The following is an 18,546-nucleotide window of genomic DNA, read 5'->3' on the forward strand; positions in this document are numbered from 1 at the left end:
CTTGGCAAAGCGTGCCCCGGCCCGCAAGCGGTCAATTGGGCATCAGCACCATCGTATCGCCCTTCAGCTCCACGCGCCCCATCTCGCGCAGCACCGACTGACCCAGCAGATTCTCGGTGAGCCCCTGCGCCACCACCGCCCGCTGATGATCCATGCGCCGCCCTAGCAGCTCCACGCTGTCCAGCAGCACTGGCGCGCCCATGCCCGTGCCCGAGGCTGTCCGCAGCACCGGCTGATAATCGCCCGCGCTGATGTTCAGCCCCAGCGATTGCGCCGTCTCCGGCGTCAGCGCCACCAGATCGGCGCCGGTATCGACCAGAAACCGCGTGTTGCGCCCATTGACCGCGACATCGATGTGGAACTGGCCGGTCCTGTCACGCACCAGCACCTTGGGCTCGACCGGCTGGCTCGCGCCCGGCGGGGTGTGGTTGATGCCCCATGGATTGTAGGGCTCACTCGCCGTGGCATCCGCCACCGCTGCCGCAGCCGGCGTTTCAGCCTGAGCGACAGGCGTGTTGTGGTGAGTCATGGCCCGCGCCAGCCCGAACAGCAGCATCAGGATGAAGACAGTCAAGCGGAGCAGGCGATTCATGGCCTTTCCACTTAAGGGGAAAGGGTTAGGGAATCATGGAAGTAAGGAAAGATGCGAGGGGGTTACCCCCTCGCGCTCCCAGAACGTCTTCCGACGATAAGGCAGTGGCACCCGATCGATGTGCCCAGTCTCTCCACCTGCGCAACAAAAAGCGCCGCAGGCAGAATGCCCCGGCGCCTTTTCTCGTTTGAAAGCCTGCGGCGCAGCGACCCTAGCCCTTTGGCCGAACCCGATACACAACGCAGACATTCATGGGAGCACGAGGGTGTAACACCCTCGCACTGATCCCTTCAATTCTTACTCGGCTGCTTCCTTGGCGGCCTCGGCGGCTTCCATTTCGGCGGCCTTGGCCTCGACCAGCCCGACGATGTGATCCAGCATTTCCTCGCTGTTGATCACATGGTCCGTCACGCCCGACAGATAGACCATATGCTTGCCATTGCCGCCGCCGGTCAGGCCGATATCGGTCTCGCGCGCCTCGCCCGGCCCGTTCACCACGCAGCCCAGCACCGAGAGCGAGATCGGCGTCTTGATGTGCGACAGACGCTGCTCCAGCGCCGACACCGTGCGGATCACGTCAAAGCCCTGACGCGCGCAGGACGGGCACGACACCACGCGAACGCCGCGCGTGCGCAGGCCCAGCGACTTGAGAATCTCGTAACCGACGCGCACCTCTTCCTCGGGCTCGGCCGAGAGCGAGACGCGGATCGTATCGCCGATACCGGCCCACAGCAGGTTGCCCATGCCGATGGCGCTCTTCACGGTGCCGCCGATCAGACCGCCCGCCTCGGTGATGCCCAGATGTAGCGGGCAATCCACCGCATCGGCCAGCGCCATATAGGCCGAGACCGCCAGGAACACGTCAGAGGCCTTCACGGCCACCTTGTACTCGTGGAAGTCATGGTCCTGCAGCAGCTTGATGTGGTCCAGCGCCGATTCGACCAGCGCCTCGGGGCAGGGCTCGCCGTATTTCTCCAGCAGATCCTTCTCCAGCGACCCGGCGTTGACGCCGATGCGGATGGCGCAGCCATTGGCCTTGGCGGCGCGCACCACTTCGGCCACGCGGTCGCTGCCGCCGATGTTGCCGGGGTTGATGCGCAGGCAGGCGGCGCCGGCGTCGGCGGCCTCAAGGGCGCGCTTGTAGTGGAAGTGGATGTCGGCCACCAGCGGCACGCGCGCGGCGCGGGCGATCTGCTTGAAAGCGGCGGTGCTTTCCACATCGGGGCAGGAGACGCGGATGATGTCGGCGCCCGCATCCTCGCAGCGGCGGATCTGGTCGATCGTCGCCTTGGCGTCGGAGGTGAGCGTGTTGGTCATGGTCTGCACCGAGATCGGGGCGTCGCCACCCACGGGCAGCTTGCCCACCATGATCTGACGGCTTTGGCGGCGCGCGATATCGCGCCAGGGACGCACTGAAGACATGAACGGTCCTTGCTGGAGGGCTGGAGGGTGCCCCTCGTTTGCCCGCCCTATAGCGCATCGGGCCGCCGCCGCAAACGTCGGCGATGGGCCATAGGCGATTAAGCGTGCTTGTCGGCCTTTCGTTTCCCCATGCGCATGCCGCCTTCCAGCCTTTCGCGCAGCTGGGTGTAATAGGCATCGAGAAACGGCCCGACATCCACGCCTTGGGGCGTGTTCCAGCCGATCTTGTCGCAGATGGCGCTGGCCACCAGCGCCATCTGGTCCTGCTTGCGCAGGCGCAACACCTCTTCCAGCCGCTGCAGCTCATACTCGCCATAGGCGGCCAGATCGGCGTCGCGGAAGCGATAGGCGGCGGCGGGCGCATGGGCGGGTTGCTCGGTCAGGGCGCGGGCAAGCGGCTTGCGGGGGCGCTCGACCACCCATGTCCCGGCGATCAAGTCGCCCGCCCGCAACCGGTCGCGGTTGAACAGCGGCAGCAGCGCGAACAGCAGGAACCACAGGGTCGCCAGCCAGCCGGTGTTGTCACCCTGCCCCATGCTGGAGCCCAGCATGATCAATGGCAGGAACAGCTCGATGTCGCGCAGCAGGTTGCGGGCGATCACGCGCTCGGGGGTGAGGCGCGCGCCGTCGCGCGCGGCGATGCGGATGCGCATCAGGCGCTTGCCGGGGGTGGCCCCGCGCGGGCCGAGTTCGAAGGCGATAAACCAGGCGTTGCGGATCAGGAAAGCGATGATGATCCACAGCGCGAACAGCGCCTGCATCGCATGGTCCTGAGCCGTGCCGCCGCGCAGATGCTCGCCCATTTCGCTCAGGCTGCCTGCCGTGAAGCCGATGGCGATGGCGGCCAGCAACAGCGACAGGCCCATGCAGATCAGATCGATCAGCAGCGCCCCCACCCGGCTGCCGCGCGAGGCCAGCATGAAAGGCACCGTCAGCCCCTCGGGCGTGACGAGCGTGCGGCGGCGGGGCTCTTCTCGATGCAGGTTAGCCATGGCGCTTGCGCCCATCCGAGAATCGCTTGGGCCCGTCCGAGAATCGCTTGCGCCCGTCGGAAAGGCGCTTGCGCCCATAGGCGAAGAAATAGAGCAGCCAGAAGCCCAGCATGCCGCCGCCCACGGCCAGCCTGCGCACAGTGTCCTGAATCAGCTGGCGAGCAAAGCCTTCCAACAGCCCGGCCACCACCAGCATCAGCACCACGCCCAGCATCACCACCGCCCCGCGACAGCCCGCCTCGGCCGCCGCCGCCATGGCGCCGCGCCGCCCGGGAAAGGCCACCGCCCGCCCAATATGCAGCCCCGCCGCGCCCGCCAGCGTGATGGCGAAAAGCTCGGTCGTGCCATGGATCGACAGCCAGCCAACCACATCGAAGGTCAGCCCCTGCCCGTGGAACAGCCAGAGCATCGCGCCCAGCATCCCGGCATTCTGCACCAGCAGCATCAGCGTGGGCACGCCAAAGGCAAAGCCCAGCGCGAAGCACAGGATCGAAATCTGCGCATTGTGCCCGAAGAGATAGGCGGCGAAGGCCCCCAGCCCGTTCTGGTCCTGAGCGCCGAACAGCGTGCCGCGCAGCACGTCCCGGCTGGCGCCGGGCACGCGCACATCGCCCGCCCCGCCCGCCAGAGCGCCATACCATTGCGGATCATGCGCCACCAGCAGCCAGCCCAGCACCGTGCCGACCACCAGCACCGCAAAGGCAATGCCAAGGTCCAGACCCATGCCGCGCACCGCCCGGCTCCAGCCGCCGGTAAAAAAGCCCTTCAGCCAGCCGCCAAAACCCTGCCGCGCGCCATGCAGTTGAAACCATGCGCGCTGCGCCAGCGCCTCCAGCCATTGCACCGTCGCCATATCCAGCGAGGTCTCGCGCGCGATCGACAGCGACGAGACCAGCCCGCGATACAGCACCGGCAGCTCCAGCAGATCCTCATCCGACAGGCGGCGAATGCGCCCCTGCTCCAGCCGCAGCACGATGCTGTCCAGCCGCTTCCAGTCTTCCTCGCGCTCCTGCCGAAAGCGGTCGGAGCGCAGCAGGGCGGCGCGGATCGCGCCTTCTTCCGCCGGAGCACCCCGGCCCAGCCGGGCTTTGATCGTCTCGATCCAGTCGCTCATCCGATTCCCCCCGCCTGCCGGATCGAGAGATAGGCATCGATCAGGCTGAGCCCCAGCCTGTCATACGGTGCCTCGATCACATCGACGCCCAGTTGGCGCAGCCTGGCCGTCACCACAGCGCGCTGGCGCAGCAACTGCCCCGCCCCCACCGCCAGCGCGACATCCTGTGTCGCCTCTGGCTCGGCGCGGGCGAGGGTTTCCAGTTCCTCATCCAGCATGGTCACGAAAATCACGCGGTGGCGCGCCACCAGCCGTCCGATGCTCTCGACCATCAATTGCGCGCTGGTGGGGTCCGTGAAGTCGGAGAAGACCACGATCAGCGAACGGCGCTGCAACTGCTGGGCCAAAGTCGCCAGCGCCAGCGTGAAATTGGGCTCCCGCGATTCGTAATCGAGCAAGGCCGCCGCCGACTGCAACCGCCCAAAGCCGCTGGCATCGGTGACAAAGGGCGTGGAGAGCAGCACCCGGCTGGCGAAGCCGAACAGCGAGACCAGATCGCCGCCCTTCAGCGCCACCCAGCCCGCCGCCAGCGCCACGGAAATCGCCCTGTCCAGCCGGGCCAGACCCGCCACCGGTTCGCACATCGCCTGCCCGCAATCGAGGGCGAAGACGATCCGGTTGTTGCGCTCGGCCTCATACTCCTTGGCGTAGAGATGGGCGTGGCGGGCCGAGGCCTTCCAGTCGATCCGTCGCCGGTCCATGCCGGGATGATAGTCGGACAGCGCCTCGAACATGGTGCCATCGCCATGGATGCGGCGGGCGACAAGGCCGATATCGGCATCGCGCAAGGTGGCCTGCACCCCGCGTGAGCGCAGCAGCGCCAGATTGGGATTGACCCGCAAGGGCCGCTCCAGCGCGCGCCGCGCCTGACGCGCGCCCAGACCCAGCGGCCCCTGCCAGCGCAGCCAGACCGCCTCGATCTGCCCCGGCCCGCGACGGCTGGGGGTGATGATGGCGTCGCCCTCATGGGCCTCGCCAGCGCGGGCCAGCGGCAAGGCCAGCACTCCGCCCGGCGCCAGACGCGGATCGAGCCCCAACGCCGCCTCCACCTGACTGGCGCGCGGCGACAGAGTGGCGCGGATCACCAGATGAGCCGGGGCGCCCACTTCCACTTCCTGCGGCGCGGTGAGCGTCACCGCGCCCAGCCCGCCCGCCAGCGCGGCATCCACCAGCACCAAAGCCAGCAACACCACACCCAGCGACGGCCCGACAATCCAGCCATCCGGCACGATCACCGCAATCGCCAGCCCGATGCCGGCCAGCGCCACCAGCGCCAGCACCGCGCGGGCGGTCGGCACCGGCGCCTGATCCGGCTTCAGGCGGGCCAGCAAGGCGGAGAGCCAGCGCATCAGGATCAGCGCGGCGCCTCGGTGCGGTCGATCAGCTCTTCCACCAGCGCTTCGGCGGTCTTGCCCTCGATCTCGGCGGCGGGGCTGAGCAGCAGGCGGTGGCGCAGCACGGCGGGGGCCAGCGCCTTCACATCGTCGGGCAGCACATAGTCGCGGCCTTCCAGCGCGGCGCGCGCCCGTGAGGCATGGGCCAGCAGCACGCCCGCGCGCGGGGAGGCGCCGCAAGCCAGATCGGCACTGTCACGAGTGCTGCGCAGCAGGCGCACGATATAGGCGGCGACCGGCTCGGCCAGAGTCACCTGCGCCACGGCGCGCGCGGCGGCGGCCAAGGTCGCGGCATCGGTGACAGCACGCACGCCCTGCGCGCACGGATCGGGCGGGCCGCTCTGCTGGCCGAAGCGGGTGAGGATCGCCAGCTCTTCAGCTTCGCCGGGGTAATCGACGCGCAGCTTGAAGAGGAAACGGTCGAGCTGCGCTTCGGGCAGCGGGTAGACGCCCTGCTGCTCGATGGGGTTTTGCGTGGCCACCACCATAAAGCTTTCGGGCAGCGGATGGGCCGCGCCGTCCAGCGTGACCCGGCGTTCCTGCATGGCTTCCAGCAGCGCGGCCTGAGTCTTGGGCGGGGTGCGGTTGATTTCATCGGCCAGCAGCACCTCGCAGAAGATCGGCCCGCGCGTGAGGGTAAAGGTGCTGGTCTGGAAGTTGAACAGGTTCGAGCCCAGAATATCGCCCGGCATCAGATCGGGCGTGAACTGAATGCGCCCGAAATCGAGCCCCAGCGCCGTGGCGAAGCTCTGCGCCAGAAAGGTTTTCGCCGTGCCGGGCGGGCCCTCCAGCAGCACATGGCCGCGCGAGAACAGCGCCACCAGCAGGTGATCGACCACCGCGCGCTGGCCCACCACGGCCTTGCCGATCTCGGCGCGGATGGCCTGGGCCAGACGGGCCACATCGGTCAAACTGAGGTTTTGGCTCAAGTCGCTCATGCGATCACAATCCTCTCGATGGCATGCAGGGTGCGGGCCAGAGCGAGAATCTCACCCTCGCCCTGCGCACGCGCCAATTGCGCGGCGGCTGAAGTGAAAGTCTGGTCGGGCACAGCAAGTCCCGAGGCTCGGCGGGCGGCCAGAGCGCGATCGATGGCGGCATCCACCGCCTCTGCCTTCATCTGGCGCGGCAGGGACAGGGCCCGGGCCAGCCGCGCCCGCGAGGCATCGGCATAGGGCGCGCCCAGCACATGGAACCGCCGCGCCCGGCGCATCAGCGCAGCGGCATTGCCCAGCAGGCTGGCCTTGCCCAGCGCGATGGCCCGGCCCTCGTCCAGCGTGGGGCCAAAGCGCAGCAGAGCGCGCCACATCGCCGCCACCACCGCCAGCCCCAGCACCAGCGTGGCGGCCAGATAGGGCGGCATAAAGGCCAGAGTCAGCAGATTGGGCGCGCGGCCCAGACCGTTGAAGGTGACATCGAAGGTGACGCGCCCCTGAGGCTGACCGATCCGATGGAAGAAATCCGCCGCCCAGATCGCATTGTCCGCATGCGACAGCCCGTAATTGTCGAGCAGATCGGGCTCGAAGACCAGAAACAGCGGATGGGCCTGCTTCGCCTCGCCCTCATCCTCATCATCGGTGCTGAGCGGGATTGTTTCATCATAGCGGGCGGCCAGCACATGGCCCTGCGCATCGGCGAAAGGCAGCAACCGCTCGCCCTGCCCCACTTCGACTGTCATCGCATCGGGCAGCACCGGAGCCGGAACCTTCAGCGAGGTCGCCACGCGGCGCGCGCCATGGCCGAAACCACGCGTGTCCACGGCGACATCGTCGAGAAAGCCCTTCCAATGCGGCAGTTCGGTGCCATTGATCCGCACCCAGCCCTGACGCTGGCCGGGCTGGCGCGTGTCGGCGGTCAAAGTCTGCCATTTGGGCGCGATCACCACCACCGGGCCGACGCGGCGATGCTCGGTCACCGCCTTGGTCAGCTTTTCGCCATCGGCATAGGCTTCGGGGGTCAGCACCAGCACGCCGGCGGTGTGCCAATCGGCCTCGCTGCGGCCCAGGGTGACGGCATAGCCCTCGCCCTGAAGCAGGCGGTTGAGCCCGGCAAAGCCGTTGAGCCCGGTGCCGCCCGCATGCGCCCCGCCGTTGTCGGTGCGTGAGGCCGCCACGCCGCCGCCGATCTGCCACAGCAGGGCGGCGAAGAGCCCCACGCCGAGCAGCACCAGCACCAGCACGGCGCGGGGCGAGAAAGCGCGCGGGTTCATGCCGGAGCGCTTTCGGCAAAGGGCAGGCGGGCAAAGGCGGCATAGGCGTCACGCGCGGCCAGCCAGTCACCCTCCACCAGCGGGCGCAACGCATAGCGGCTGGCCTCCACCCGCGCGGCGATGGTGCCGAAGGCCGCGCGGGCCGCATCGGGCAGGCTGCGCAGCCCAGCGATCTCGCGCGCGGTGCTGGCGGGGTGGACAAGGCCGGGGCGGGCCGAGGACAATTGCTGGACGCTGCGCCGCAGCAGCAGATGGGTGGCGCCGTCGAAATCGCCTGCCGCGGCCAGCCTTTCGGCGTCGCGCAGCAGGGCGATGGCCTCCTCGCTGGCGGGCACCCAGCCGGGCGCCTCTTCCTCGGCAACAGCGCGGCGACGCAGGCGAAGCAAGGGCGAAAGCAGCACCCAGAGCAGCCACAGCACGCCCAGCACCGCCAGAACGATCAGCAGCTTTTCCACCCAGGGCCAGGCGCCGCCAAACACCCGGGCCACAGGGGCGAAGAGCTTGCCCAGCTGCTCACCGAAGGCCTTGAGCCAGGCTGGCGGCGGATCGGGCTGCCATGGCGGGGGCGGGCTGAATTGCAGGTCATGCGAGGCGCGCAGCTGCTGCCAGCGCTCCAGCGTGGCGTGATGGGCCTGCAGGGCTTGCCCCTGCGCCGGATCGACTGCCGCCTCGCCCGCCAAAACTCTGCCCCAGTTCCCTGAAAGACGACCACGCAGCCAAAGGCTCCGGGGCATCACCTAGTTTGGGGTGTGCCGGTTTTTTCGGGCGCGATCAAGTCTCTGCGCGGTCAGGCCAAGCATTATGCCTTACGCCAGCCTCGTTCAGCCGCGCTCACGCTCCTGAGGATAAGTACCCAGAATGCGCAATTCCTTGCAGTGGAAGGCCAGTTCTTCCAGCGCATGATCCACACCTGTATCGCCCGGCGCGCCGACAATATCGGCATAGAACATGGTGGCCGAGAAGCTGGCGCCCTTCTGATAGCTTTCCAGCTTGGTCATGTTGACGCCATTGGTGGCGAAACCGCCCAGCGCCTTGTAAAGCGCGGCGGGGATGTTGCGCACCTCGAAGATCATGGTGGTCATCGCCACCTGCCCCTTGAGACTCGCCGGATCGAGCGGCGCGCGCGCCAGCACCACGAATCGCGTGGTGTTGTCGGGCGCGTCCTCGACATTGTTCTCGATGATATCGAGGCCATAGAGCTCGGCGGCCAGCGGGGGCGCGATGGCCGCCGCCTCGGGATCGTTCATTTCCTTGACATAGGCCGCCGCGCCCGCCGTATCGGCATAGCTCATCGGCGTGATGCCGCGCTCACGCAGATAATGGCGCGACTGGCCCAGCGCCTGCGGATGCGAATAAGCCGCCGTGAAGGGGCCTTTCGCGCCGGGCAGCGCCATCAGGCTGGGGTGGATACCGATGAAATGCTCGCCCACGATGGAAAGGCCGCTTTCCGGCAGTAGAAAATGCATATCAGCCACGCGGCCATGCTGGCTGTTTTCGATGGGGATGATCGCGCGGTCGGCGCGGCCTTCCTTCACCGCATCGAGCGCATCCTCGAAGCTGAAACAGGGCAGAGGCGCGCATTCGGGATCAAAATCCAGCGCCGCGCGGTGCGAATTGCAGCCCGGCGCGCCCTGAAAAGCCATGGCGCGGCGGGGATCGGCTTCGGCGGTGTCGGTCAGTGTTTTGACCTGGATCAGAGCGGGCGCGGGATAAGAGTGCATAGCGGCGCAGCGTTAGAGCCAGCGACGCCATCCCGCAATGGCTCTTGCGCTCGGTTTTTATGCTCCGTAACAAGGAGTATAAAAATATTTCTGCATGAACTTGGGCGAGGCAATCTGATGAGCGGTCGTTTCAATACCATTGCGGGTTGGGTTTTGGGTGCGGGCATCGTGGCCCTTGGTCTATCCAGCCTGTCGCGGCATCATTTCGAAGCCGACAAGAATGAGCGACCGGCCACCATGGGCTATCCCATCGCCGGTGTCGCCGCCGAGGGCGGGGCGGCGGCAGCCGTGCCGATCGAAACGCTGCTGGCCAAGGCCGATCCCAACGCCGGGCAACAGGTGTTCCAGAAATGCGCGGCCTGCCATACCGTGACTCAGGGCGGCCCCAATGGCGTCGGCCCGAATCTCTATGGCGTGGTGGGCGATGAGATCGCCAAGGGGCGCGGCGGCTTCGCCTTCTCCTCCAGTCTGGCGGGCAAGGGCGGCAAGTGGGACTTCAAGAGCCTCGACACCTGGCTGACCAACCCGCGCGGCTTTGCCGATGGCACCAAGATGACCTTCGCGGGCCTCGATTCGCCTGAGGATCGCGCCAATGTGATCGTCTATCTCAACAAGCAGGGCTCGAATGTGCCGTTGCCCGCCGCGCCTGCGGCTGGCGCGGCGCCTGCGGGCGATGCCAAGGCCGGGGACGCCAAGGCGGGTGAGGCCAAGGCCGGCGATGCCGCCAGCGGAGCCGCTTCAGGCGGCTAAGCCGCCCAACCTGGCTACCATACTGGAAAAGGCCGCTCCTTCGGGGCGGCTTTTTTCGTGCCCGCTGCACGCAACCCAAACAAAAAGGGCGCAAGCCTTGCAGCTTGCGCCCTTTTCGCGTTGATCGGCGAACCGACCGACAGCTGTTGAGATCTTACTTGATCTCGACGGTGCCGCCGGCTTCCTCGATCTTCTTCTTGATGTCTTCGGCTTCAGCCTTCGACACGCCTTCCTTGACGGCCTTGGGGGCGCCTTCGACCAGAGCCTTGGCTTCGGTCAGACCCAGGTTGGTGATGGCGCGCACTTCCTTGATGACCTGGATCTTCTTGCCACCGTCGCCGGTGAGGATCACGTCGAACTCGGTCTTCTCTTCGACAGCGGCAGCAGCTTCGCCACCAGCGGCGGGAGCGGCAACGGCAACAGCGGCAGCAGCCGAAACGCCCCAAGCCTCTTCGAGGGCCTTGGCGAGGTCAGCGGCTTCCAGGACGGTCAGAGCCGACAGTTCTTCAACGAGCTTGGCGATATCAGCCATGATGATTACTCCATTCAATGTTGGGTGCGCCCCGCGCGGAATTGCAGCGGGGCACGAAACGCTTGAAACGTCTTACTCGGCCTGAACTCAGGCAGCCTTGTCCGCATAGGCGGCGAACACGCGGGCCAGCTTGGCTGCCGGGGCAGTCGAAAGCTGGGCCAGCTTGGTCGCGGGCGCCTGGACGAGGCCGATGAGCTTGGCGCGCAGTTCGTCGAGCGAGGGCATCGTGGCAAGCGCCTTGACCCCGTCAACGTCCAGCACCACGCCGCCGATCACGCCGCCGACGATCTCGATCTTGTCGGTCGTCTTGGCGAAATCGACCACCACCTTGGCGGCGGCGACCGGATCAATCGACCACGACAGCGCGGTCGGACCCGTCAGGAAATCACCAATGCCTTCGCACGGGGTTTCCAGAGCGGCGATCTTGGCAAGACGGTTCTTCGCAACCTTGTAGGTCGCGCCCGCATCGCGCATCTTCCCGCGCAGCACCGTGGACTGAGCCACGGTGAGGCCGAGGTTGCGGGTGACAACCACCACGCCGACCTCGTTGAAGACCGCGTTGAGAGCGGCAACCGAATCGGCTTTCTGCGAACGATCCATGCCATACTCCTTCACATGTGGCCGCATGAGGCATGCCCCTTGCGACCGGCTACGTTGTCCCCGGGATGCACGCGTTGCCGCATGCCGGCCCGGAGGCGGTTGTTCCGTATGTCGACATGGGGAAGGAGTTGCGCGTCCTTGAAAGAAGCACGCCGGGCGCATGCCAGCAGTGCTGACAGGGCCGTGAAAATCTCTTTTCCCCGTCTAGGCTGGACGATTAAGCAGGGAACCTGCGCCAACTGTCTCGGACGGATGAAACCGGGTCGCCCCGGAATCGTGGAGCGCCATTACGCGGCGCGGGGCAAGGAGTCAAGCGGCGCTCGGTGCCGGCTGGGCCGTGTCTCGGCTCGTCGCAACACGGGGTTTGCAACATCACCTTGTTAACGGTTGCACAGCTATGACGGATCCCGGTTCGCAGAGGTCGGGGGGCCTCGCCAAAACAGGAATATCCGGGGATTATGGCCGCACATGCCCGGGCGGAACAGCCGCCAATAAAAAATGTCCATGCTTTGCAAAGCCCTAGGCTGGGCAAGCTGCTCGATCGCCTGGAGCAGGTGGTGATTCTTGTGCTGTGGGTCGCCCTGCTGGAGCGGGTGATTCGCTCGACCAACCCTTACGCGCCGCTGCTGCTGGTGTCGGAAACGGCGGTGCTGCTGTTCGTGCTGATCCGCCGCCCGACCGAGGCCATCACCCGCAAGCCGGGCGACTGGCTGCTGGCGATCACCGCCACCGCCGCGCCGCTGCTGGTGGTGCCGGGTCAGGCGCTGCTGCCGCAGATCGTCTCGCTAGGGATCCTGCTGGTCATTCTGGGCAATGCCGGGCAGGCCGCCGCCAAGCTGGCGCTGCGCCGCAGCTTCGGCATCGCGCCCGCCAATCGCGGGGTAAAGGTCTCGGGCCCTTACGCGCTGGTGCGTCATCCGATGTATGCGGGCTATCTGCTGGTGCATATCGGCAATCTGCTGCTGTTCTTCTCGCCGCTGAATCTGGCGATCTACGCCATCGGCTGGACCGCCCAGATCCTGCGCCTGCAGGCCGAGGAAAAGCTGCTCTCGCAAGATGAAGCCTATCGCGCCTATCGCGAGAAGGTGCGCTTTCGGCTGATCCCCGGCGTTTTCTGATCCCCCCTGCCAATCCCGCATGACAAAGCGCCGGACGGTAAGACCATCCGGCGCTTCGCGGTAGCTCCCTTGCAGGGAGAGTTATCGGTTACTTGACGGGATCGGCCTTCTGGGCCCCACCCTTGCCCGCAGCGTCCGCCGTGGGCTGCGTGGCCGCCAGCCCCGGCTTCATGCTGGGCTTGTAGGTGCGCCAGTCGAAGCGTTCGGTGGCCTTCTCGCGCAGCTCCTTCTCGCGGGCCTGCAGGATCAGGCGGGCGCGGCGCATGCGCGCACGCGGGGTGTGGAAGGGGTTGGCCTCATCGGGCTCGGCTTCCATCATGCGCTGCAGCAGTTCGGCGCGTTCCTCACCGGTGGGCAGCGGCCCCTCGCGGAGCATCACGCCTTCAGGCGAGTCAGCACGCTTGCGGCGACTGATCGGCTTGGCGAAGGCCTCGGCGGCAGGATCCAGAGCCGGAGTCCGGGCAGCCAGAGTCCTTGCATCGGCCTCGGCGACGGCATCGACCGGCACCGGCACAGCCCTGGCAGGTTCAGCCACCGGCTGGGCGGCCACAGCTTCGACATAGCTCGGATCGACATAGGTGCGTTCCGTGGGGGTCACCACGACCTCGACCTCATCGTCCTCATCCTCGCGGCGGCGGCGCGTCAGCGCGTAGCCGGCCAGACCGATCAGCAGGACGCCGCCAGCCACGCCGACCGGCCAATAGCGCTCCATATCCGAGCTGTTTGTGGCGTTCGAGGGCGCGGGGGCCGCGGCAGGCGCCACAGCCGCACCATCGGCGGTGTGAAGACCCACGGGATCACGACGCGTCAGGCCGGAGTCCGTGGTCCCAGTGTCCGCAGGCTTGGCGGGCGCCTTGGCCACGCTCTGCGCGGTGGTGCGGGTTTCGGTCTGGGCGCGTTGAGCCGGTTCAGCCGGACGGGCCGCAGCATGGGCACGCGGGGCGGCCTGCCTGGCGGGAGCGGCGGCCGCGCTGTCGGCAGCGTCAGCGGCGCTCTGCGCCTGAGCGGGGGTGCTGTCAGGCACCGTCTGAACCACCGGGTTCGAGGTCATGGTCGGCGCCTGAGGGGCCGGTGCCGGGACGGCAGGGGCCGGCATTGCAGCCGGAGCCGTATCGGTGGTCGGCGGAGGCGCCGGGACCGGCGGGGCGGCGGGGGCCGGGGGCGGCGCGGGCACCTCGGGCTGCGGGGTGGTCGCGGCCTGAGGCGCGGGGGCCGTTGCAGCCGGGGCCGCAGCCGTCACGTCTGGGGGCTGGGCTTGCGCCGCCTGACCCTGGGCCATGGCGGGCGAGGTGGAAAGGAGCAGGCTGGCCGCCGCAAGGGCGGTGAGCGAGCTGAGCGAGCGGTCAAGTGCATGTGTCATGATATGGAAAGTGACAGATTGGCACTTTGTGGCCCACACAATCGACCAGTCGAGCCGATTCAACGACGAGATGCCAAATATTTCATCATATTCATGAAGAACACCACCAATCTATACTTGAACTTTAACAGCGATGAATTACCAATTCATAAGCCGTTCATGCAGGCTTCGGGATTTGCTGCAAACATGTCACAGAGGCATGTCACAGCGTACCCCTGACGCCACACCATTCGCACCCGCCTTTTCCTTGACAGGGCAGCGACTCCATCCTACATGCCGCCGGTTCTTGCAGCTTCGAGCAAGATCGGTCCAGCGCGGGGATCGGTCACGGAAGGAAGCTCAAGGGTCGTGCCATCTGACGCAACAGGCTGCGGGCCGGATCTTTCCATTCAAGAAAGCATCCAGCCACCCGTGGCCTTTTTTGCGTGATGGCGACCCTGAAAAAGTTCCGCGTAACACACGGTTTTTGAAAGAGGCGTGCCGCCCGCGTGGCCCGCCTCGGCAGAGCGAAAGAGGCAAGACCAGCAATGGCAACGAAGCCCCAGCAACCCTCGCGTGCGTCCTCCAAGCGGCGCATCCGCAAGATCTTCGGCGACATCCACGAAGTGGTGCAGATGCCGAACCTGATCGAGGTCCAGCGCGAGAGCTATGAACAGTTCCTGCGCTCCGATCCCTCGATCGGCTATGTGTCCGGCCTGGAAAAGACGCTGCGCAGCGTTTTCCCGATCCGCGACTTCGCCGGCACCAGCGAGCTGGACTTCGTCCACTATGAGCTGGAAGAGCCCAAGTACGACATCACCGAATGCCGTCAGCGCTCGATCACCTATGCCGCGCCCATGAAGGTGACGCTGCGCCTGATCGTCTTTGAAGTCGACGCCGAGACCGAAGCCCGGTCGGTGCTCGATATCAAGGAGCAGGACGTCTACATGGGCGACATGCCGCTCATGACCAACAACGGCACCTTCGTGATCAACGGCACCGAGCGCGTGATCGTCTCGCAGATGCACCGTTCGCCCGGCGTGCTGTTCGACCACGACCGCGGCAAGACGCACTCGTCCGGCAAGTTCCTCTTCGCCGCCCGCGTGATCCCTTACCGTGGCAGCTGGCTGGACTTCGAGTTCGACGCCAAGGACATCGTCAACGTGCGTATCGACCGCAAGCGCAAGCTGCCGGTCACCGCGCTGCTGCACGCTCTGGGTCTGAACGACGAAGAGATCCTGCACTATTTCTACCAGCGCATCACCTGGAACCGCGCTGGCGGCGGCTGGAAGATCCCCTACACCGCCGAAGCCTGGCGCGGCACCAAGCCGACCTTCGATCTGGTTGACGCCAAGAGCGGAGAAGTGATCTTCGCGGCCGGCACCAAGATCAGCCCGCGCGCCGCCAACAAGGCGGAGAAGGACGGCCTGACCGACCTGCTGATCCCGACCGAGGAAATCTTCGGCCGCTACAGCGCCAATGACGTGATCGATGAATCGACCGGCCGCATCTACATCGAGGCGGGCGACGAGGTTTCGCCGGAAAATCTGGCCGCCCTCGACGCCGCCGGCATCGATTATATCGAGCTGCTCGACATCGATCATGTCGCCACCGGCCCCTGGATCCGCAACACCCTCAAGGCCGACAAGGCCGAGGACCGCGATCACGCCCTGGCCGACATCTACCGCGTGATGCGCCCCGGCGAACCGCCGACGCGCGAAACCGCCGAAGCCCTCTTCGCCGGCCTGTTCTTCGACGCCGACCGCTACGACCTTTCGGCCGTGGGCCGCGTCAAGCTGAACATGCGTCTGGGTCTGAACGTGGAAGACACGGTCACCACGCTGGAAACCAACGACATTCTGGCTGTCGTCAAGGAGCTGGTGAACCTGAAGGACGGCAAGGGCGAGGTCGACGACATCGACAACCTCGGCAACCGTCGCGTGCGTTCGGTGGGCGAGCTGCTGGAGAACCAGTATCGCGTCGGCCTGCTGCGCATGGAGCGCGCCGTCAAGGAGCGCATGTCGTCGGTCGATGTGTCGACCGTGATGCCCAACGACCTCATCAACGCCAAGCCCGCCGTGGCCGCCGTGCGTGAGTTCTTCGGCTCCAGCCAGCTCTCGCAGTTCATGGACCAGACCAACCCGCTGTCGGAAGTCACGCACAAGCGTCGCGTTTCGGCCCTCGGGCCGGGCGGTCTGACCCGTGAGCGCGCCGGCTTCGAAGTCCGCGACGTTCACCCGACCCATTATGGCCGTATCTGTCCGATTGAAACGCCGGAAGGCCCGAACATCGGTCTGATCAACTCGCTGTCCACCTTCGCGCGCGTCAACAAGTATGGCTTCATCGAGACGCCGTATCGCCGCGTGATCGACGGCAAGGTCACCAAGAACGTGGTCTATCTCTCGGCCATGGAAGAGCAGAAGCACACGGTGGCGCAGGCTTCGGCCGAAACCAACGAGGATGGCTCTTTCGTCGAGGAACTGGTCTCTGCCCGTCAGAACGGCGAATTCGTGATGGCGCCGCGTGAGACGGTCACGCTGATGGACGTCAGCCCCAAGCAGCTCGTTTCGGTCGCCGCCTCGCTCATTCCCTTCCTGGAAAATGACGACGCCAACCGCGCGCTGATGGGCTCGAACATGCAGCGTCAGGCTGTGCCGCTGGTGAAGGCCGATGCGCCTTTCATCGGCACCGGCATGGAAGAGACCGTCGCGCGTGACTCGGGCGCCGCCATCGCCGCCAACCGTGCGGGCGTGATCGACCAGGTCGATGCCGCGCGTATCGTGGTGCGCGTCTCGGGCGACATCGAGCCGGGCAAGTCGGGCGTGGACATCTACACGCTGCAGAAGTTCGAGCGTTCGAACCAGTCGACCTGCATCAACCAGCGTCCGCTGGTGAAGGTGGGCGATATCGTCGAGCAGGGCGATATCATCGCCGACGGTCCCTCGACCGAACTGGGCGAGCTGGCGCTGGGCCGCAACGTGCTCGTCGCCTTCATGCCCTGGAACGGCTACAACTACGAAGACTCCATCCTGATCTCCGAGCGGATCGTGAAGGAAGACGTCTTCACCTCGATCCACATCGAGGAGTTCGAGGTGATGGCCCGCGACACCAAGCTGGGGCCAGAGGACATCACCCGCGACATCCCGAATGTCGGCGAGGAATCGCTGCGCAATCTGGACGAGGCGGGCATCGTCTACATCGGCGCCGAAGTGCACCCTGGCGACATTCTGGTCGGCAAGATCACCCCCAAGGGTGAATCGCCGATGACCCCGGAAGAGAAGCTGCTGCGCGCCATCTTCGGTGAAAAGGCCAGCGACGTGCGCGACACCTCGCTGCGTCTGCCCCCGGGCGTGGCCGGCACGATTGTCGACGTGCGCGTCTTCAACCGCCACGGCATCGAGATCGACGACCGTACCCGCGCGATCCAGAACGAGGAAATCGAACGCCTCGCCAAGGACCGTGAGGACGAGCGCGCGATCCTCAACCGCGCCACCTACAACCGCCTGAAGGACATGCTGCTCGGCCAGACCGCTGCCGCAACGCCCAAGGGCCTGAAGAAGGGCGTGGAGATCACCGAGGAACTGCTCGGTGAGGTGGAGCGCCACGAATGGTGGAAGTTCGCCGTGGCCGACGATACGCGCCAGCAGCAGCTGGAAGCGACCAAGGCGCAGTACGACTTCACCATCAAGTCGATCGTCGAGAAGTTCGAGGACCGTAAGGAAAAGCTGGAGCGCGGCGACGAGCTGGCTCCGGGCGTGCTGAAGATGGTCAAGGTCTTCGTGGCCGTGAAGCGCAAGCTGCAGCCGGGCGACAAGATGGCCGGCCGTCACGGCAACAAGGGCATCATCAGCCGCATCCTGCCTCAGGAAGACATGCCCTTCCTCGAGGACGGCACGCCGGTCGATTTCGTGCTGAACCCGCTGGGTGTGCCTTCGCGCATGAACGTGGGCCAGATCTTCGAAACCCATCTGGGCTGGGCCGCGCGCGGTCTGGGCCGCAAGATCGGCGATGCTCTGGATGCCTGGCGCGAAGCCAATCCGAACCCCGAGGTCGGCCAGCCTCCTGAAGCTCTGCGCGAGCTGATGAAGGACATCTATGGCGAGAACTACGGCGAGCAGCTCGATGACCGCAGCGATGTGGAACTGATCGAACTGGCCACGAACATCCGCAAGGGCGTGCCCATGGGTTCGCCGGTGTTCGACGGCGCGGTGGAAGCCGATGTGACCGCCATGCTGCGCAAGGCGGGGCTGGATGAATCGGGTCAGGTGACCCTGTTCGACGGCCGCACCGGCGAGGCTTTCGACCGCAAGGTGACGGTGGGCATGAAGTATGTCCTCAAGCTGCATCACCTTGTCGACGACAAGATCCACGCTCGTTCGATCGGGCCCTACTCGCTCGTCACCCAGCAGCCGCTGGGTGGTAAGGCGCAGTTCGGTGGCCAGCGCTTCGGTGAGATGGAGGTGTGGGCACTGCAGGCTTACGGCGCTGCCTACACGCTGCAGGAAATGCTCACCGTCAAGTCGGACGACGTGGTGGGGCGCACCAAGGTCTATGAAGCCATCGTCAAGGGCGACGACACCTTCGAGGCCGGCATCCCCGAGAGCTTCAACGTGCTCGTCAAGGAAATGCGCTCGCTGGGTCTGAACGTCGAGCTGTCCTCGCTCACCGATGAGGATGACGACGACGGTCTCGCACAGGCGGCGGAGTAAGAGGGTCGGGCGGTTCTGAACGGAACCGCCCTCCCTTCGCCCGGAATTTGACGT

The 18,546-nt window shown here is 66.2% G+C and carries 15 protein-coding genes; 3 read left to right on the plus strand and 12 right to left on the minus strand.

Annotation, left to right across the window (positions count from 1 at the left end; all coding sequences use genetic code 11):
• Positions 1–31 precede the first annotated feature (31 nt).
• The 9 genes from SR3_RS11810 to SR3_RS11850 form a co-directional block, all read right to left on the minus strand.
• Positions 32–592, minus strand: a complete 561-nt coding sequence (locus SR3_RS11810; protein ID WP_068085746.1) for a retropepsin-like aspartic protease family protein — start codon at positions 590–592, stop codon at positions 32–34.
• A 297-nt stretch (positions 593–889) separates the two neighbouring features.
• Complete coding sequence (gene ispG / locus SR3_RS11815; RefSeq protein ID WP_068085750.1) at positions 890–2,014, minus strand: flavodoxin-dependent (E)-4-hydroxy-3-methylbut-2-enyl-diphosphate synthase; 1,125 nt, start codon at positions 2,012–2,014, stop codon at positions 890–892.
• 98 nt (positions 2,015–2,112) lie between these two features.
• Positions 2,113–3,006, minus strand: coding sequence for an RDD family protein (locus tag SR3_RS11820; protein WP_245653879.1), 894 nt, complete (start codon positions 3,004–3,006; stop codon positions 2,113–2,115).
• The gene (locus tag SR3_RS11825) at positions 2,999–4,120 is read right to left on the minus strand and encodes a stage II sporulation protein M (protein WP_084455450.1); all 1,122 of its coding nucleotides are present in this window, start codon (positions 4,118–4,120) and stop codon (positions 2,999–3,001) included. The genes SR3_RS11820 and SR3_RS11825 overlap by 8 nt, the downstream gene beginning before the upstream one ends.
• Complete coding sequence (locus SR3_RS11830; RefSeq protein ID WP_068085756.1) at positions 4,117–5,469, minus strand: DUF58 domain-containing protein; 1,353 nt, start codon at positions 5,467–5,469, stop codon at positions 4,117–4,119. The genes SR3_RS11825 and SR3_RS11830 overlap by 4 nt, the downstream gene beginning before the upstream one ends.
• A gap of 5 nt (positions 5,470–5,474) precedes the next feature.
• Positions 5,475–6,452 (minus strand): AAA family ATPase, encoded by a 978-nt coding sequence (locus SR3_RS11835; RefSeq protein ID WP_068085765.1) that lies wholly within the window; start codon positions 6,450–6,452, stop codon positions 5,475–5,477.
• Complete coding sequence (locus SR3_RS11840) at positions 6,449–7,723, minus strand: hypothetical protein (protein ID WP_068085768.1); 1,275 nt, start codon at positions 7,721–7,723, stop codon at positions 6,449–6,451. The genes SR3_RS11835 and SR3_RS11840 overlap by 4 nt, the downstream gene beginning before the upstream one ends.
• Positions 7,720–8,457: a hypothetical protein gene (locus SR3_RS11845; RefSeq protein WP_245653880.1), complete on the minus strand. Its 738-nt coding sequence runs from the start codon at positions 8,455–8,457 to the stop codon at positions 7,720–7,722. Before SR3_RS11845 ends, SR3_RS11840 begins: the two co-directional genes overlap by 4 nt.
• A gap of 87 nt (positions 8,458–8,544) precedes the next feature.
• A complete protein-coding gene (locus SR3_RS11850; RefSeq protein ID WP_068085775.1) occupies positions 8,545–9,444 on the minus strand; it encodes a prephenate dehydratase in 900 nt (299 codons plus the stop codon).
• 117 nt (positions 9,445–9,561) lie between these two features.
• Here SR3_RS11850 and SR3_RS11855 point away from each other — a divergent pair, with 117 nt between their 5' ends.
• Positions 9,562–10,194: a c-type cytochrome gene (locus SR3_RS11855; RefSeq protein WP_068085778.1), complete on the plus strand. Its 633-nt coding sequence runs from the start codon at positions 9,562–9,564 to the stop codon at positions 10,192–10,194.
• A 154-nt stretch (positions 10,195–10,348) separates the two neighbouring features.
• Here the strand turns inward: SR3_RS11855 and rplL are convergent, their stop codons facing one another.
• A complete protein-coding gene (gene rplL, locus SR3_RS11860; RefSeq protein ID WP_068085784.1) occupies positions 10,349–10,726 on the minus strand; it encodes a 50S ribosomal protein L7/L12 in 378 nt (125 codons plus the stop codon).
• An 87-nt stretch (positions 10,727–10,813) separates the two neighbouring features.
• Entirely contained in the window at positions 10,814–11,326 is a 513-nt protein-coding gene (rplJ, locus tag SR3_RS11865; RefSeq protein WP_068085787.1) for a 50S ribosomal protein L10, read from the minus strand.
• 509 nt (positions 11,327–11,835) lie between these two features.
• Here rplJ and SR3_RS11870 point away from each other — a divergent pair.
• Positions 11,836–12,444: a methyltransferase family protein gene (locus tag SR3_RS11870; RefSeq protein WP_068085790.1), complete on the plus strand. Its 609-nt coding sequence runs from the start codon at positions 11,836–11,838 to the stop codon at positions 12,442–12,444.
• A gap of 88 nt (positions 12,445–12,532) precedes the next feature.
• On the opposite strand, the gene SR3_RS11875 is transcribed toward SR3_RS11870, so the two are convergent.
• Complete coding sequence (locus SR3_RS11875; protein ID WP_068085793.1) at positions 12,533–13,804, minus strand: hypothetical protein; 1,272 nt, start codon at positions 13,802–13,804, stop codon at positions 12,533–12,535.
• A 527-nt stretch (positions 13,805–14,331) separates the two neighbouring features.
• On the opposite strand from SR3_RS11875, the gene rpoB reads away from it, so the two are divergent.
• Positions 14,332–18,492, plus strand: a complete 4,161-nt coding sequence (gene rpoB, locus SR3_RS11880) for a DNA-directed RNA polymerase subunit beta (RefSeq protein WP_068085796.1) — start codon at positions 14,332–14,334, stop codon at positions 18,490–18,492.
• Positions 18,493–18,546 lie beyond the last annotated feature (54 nt).

Origin of the sequence: Novosphingobium rosa NBRC 15208 (genome assembly GCF_001598555.1) — a bacterium.
Lineage (GTDB): Bacteria > Pseudomonadota > Alphaproteobacteria > Sphingomonadales > Sphingomonadaceae > Novosphingobium > Novosphingobium rosa.

What these genes read in the sequence shown, in the direction of transcription:
- ispG (WP_068085750.1), bottom strand. Translation starts at nt 2,014, where the DNA reads ATGTCTTCAGTGCGTCCCTGGCGCGATATCGCGCGCCGCCAAAGCCGT.
- rpoB (WP_068085796.1), top strand. Translation starts at nt 14,332, where the DNA reads ATGGCAACGAAGCCCCAGCAACCCTCGCGTGCGTCCTCCAAGCGGCGC.
- SR3_RS11845 (WP_245653880.1), bottom strand. Translation starts at nt 8,457, where the DNA reads ATGCCCCGGAGCCTTTGGCTGCGTGGTCGTCTTTCAGGGAACTGGGGC.
- SR3_RS11875 (WP_068085793.1), bottom strand. Translation starts at nt 13,804, where the DNA reads ATGACACATGCACTTGACCGCTCGCTCAGCTCGCTCACCGCCCTTGCG.
- SR3_RS11855 (WP_068085778.1), top strand. Translation starts at nt 9,562, where the DNA reads ATGAGCGGTCGTTTCAATACCATTGCGGGTTGGGTTTTGGGTGCGGGC.
- SR3_RS11825 (WP_084455450.1), bottom strand. Translation starts at nt 4,120, where the DNA reads ATGAGCGACTGGATCGAGACGATCAAAGCCCGGCTGGGCCGGGGTGCT.
- SR3_RS11840 (WP_068085768.1), bottom strand. Translation starts at nt 7,723, where the DNA reads ATGAACCCGCGCGCTTTCTCGCCCCGCGCCGTGCTGGTGCTGGTGCTG.
- SR3_RS11850 (WP_068085775.1), bottom strand. Translation starts at nt 9,444, where the DNA reads ATGCACTCTTATCCCGCGCCCGCTCTGATCCAGGTCAAAACACTGACC.
- SR3_RS11810 (WP_068085746.1), bottom strand. Translation starts at nt 592, where the DNA reads ATGAATCGCCTGCTCCGCTTGACTGTCTTCATCCTGATGCTGCTGTTC.
- rplJ (WP_068085787.1), bottom strand. Translation starts at nt 11,326, where the DNA reads ATGGATCGTTCGCAGAAAGCCGATTCGGTTGCCGCTCTCAACGCGGTC.
- SR3_RS11830 (WP_068085756.1), bottom strand. Translation starts at nt 5,469, where the DNA reads ATGCGCTGGCTCTCCGCCTTGCTGGCCCGCCTGAAGCCGGATCAGGCG.
- rplL (WP_068085784.1), bottom strand. Translation starts at nt 10,726, where the DNA reads ATGGCTGATATCGCCAAGCTCGTTGAAGAACTGTCGGCTCTGACCGTC.
- SR3_RS11820 (WP_245653879.1), bottom strand. Translation starts at nt 3,006, where the DNA reads ATGGCTAACCTGCATCGAGAAGAGCCCCGCCGCCGCACGCTCGTCACG.
- SR3_RS11835 (WP_068085765.1), bottom strand. Translation starts at nt 6,452, where the DNA reads ATGAGCGACTTGAGCCAAAACCTCAGTTTGACCGATGTGGCCCGTCTG.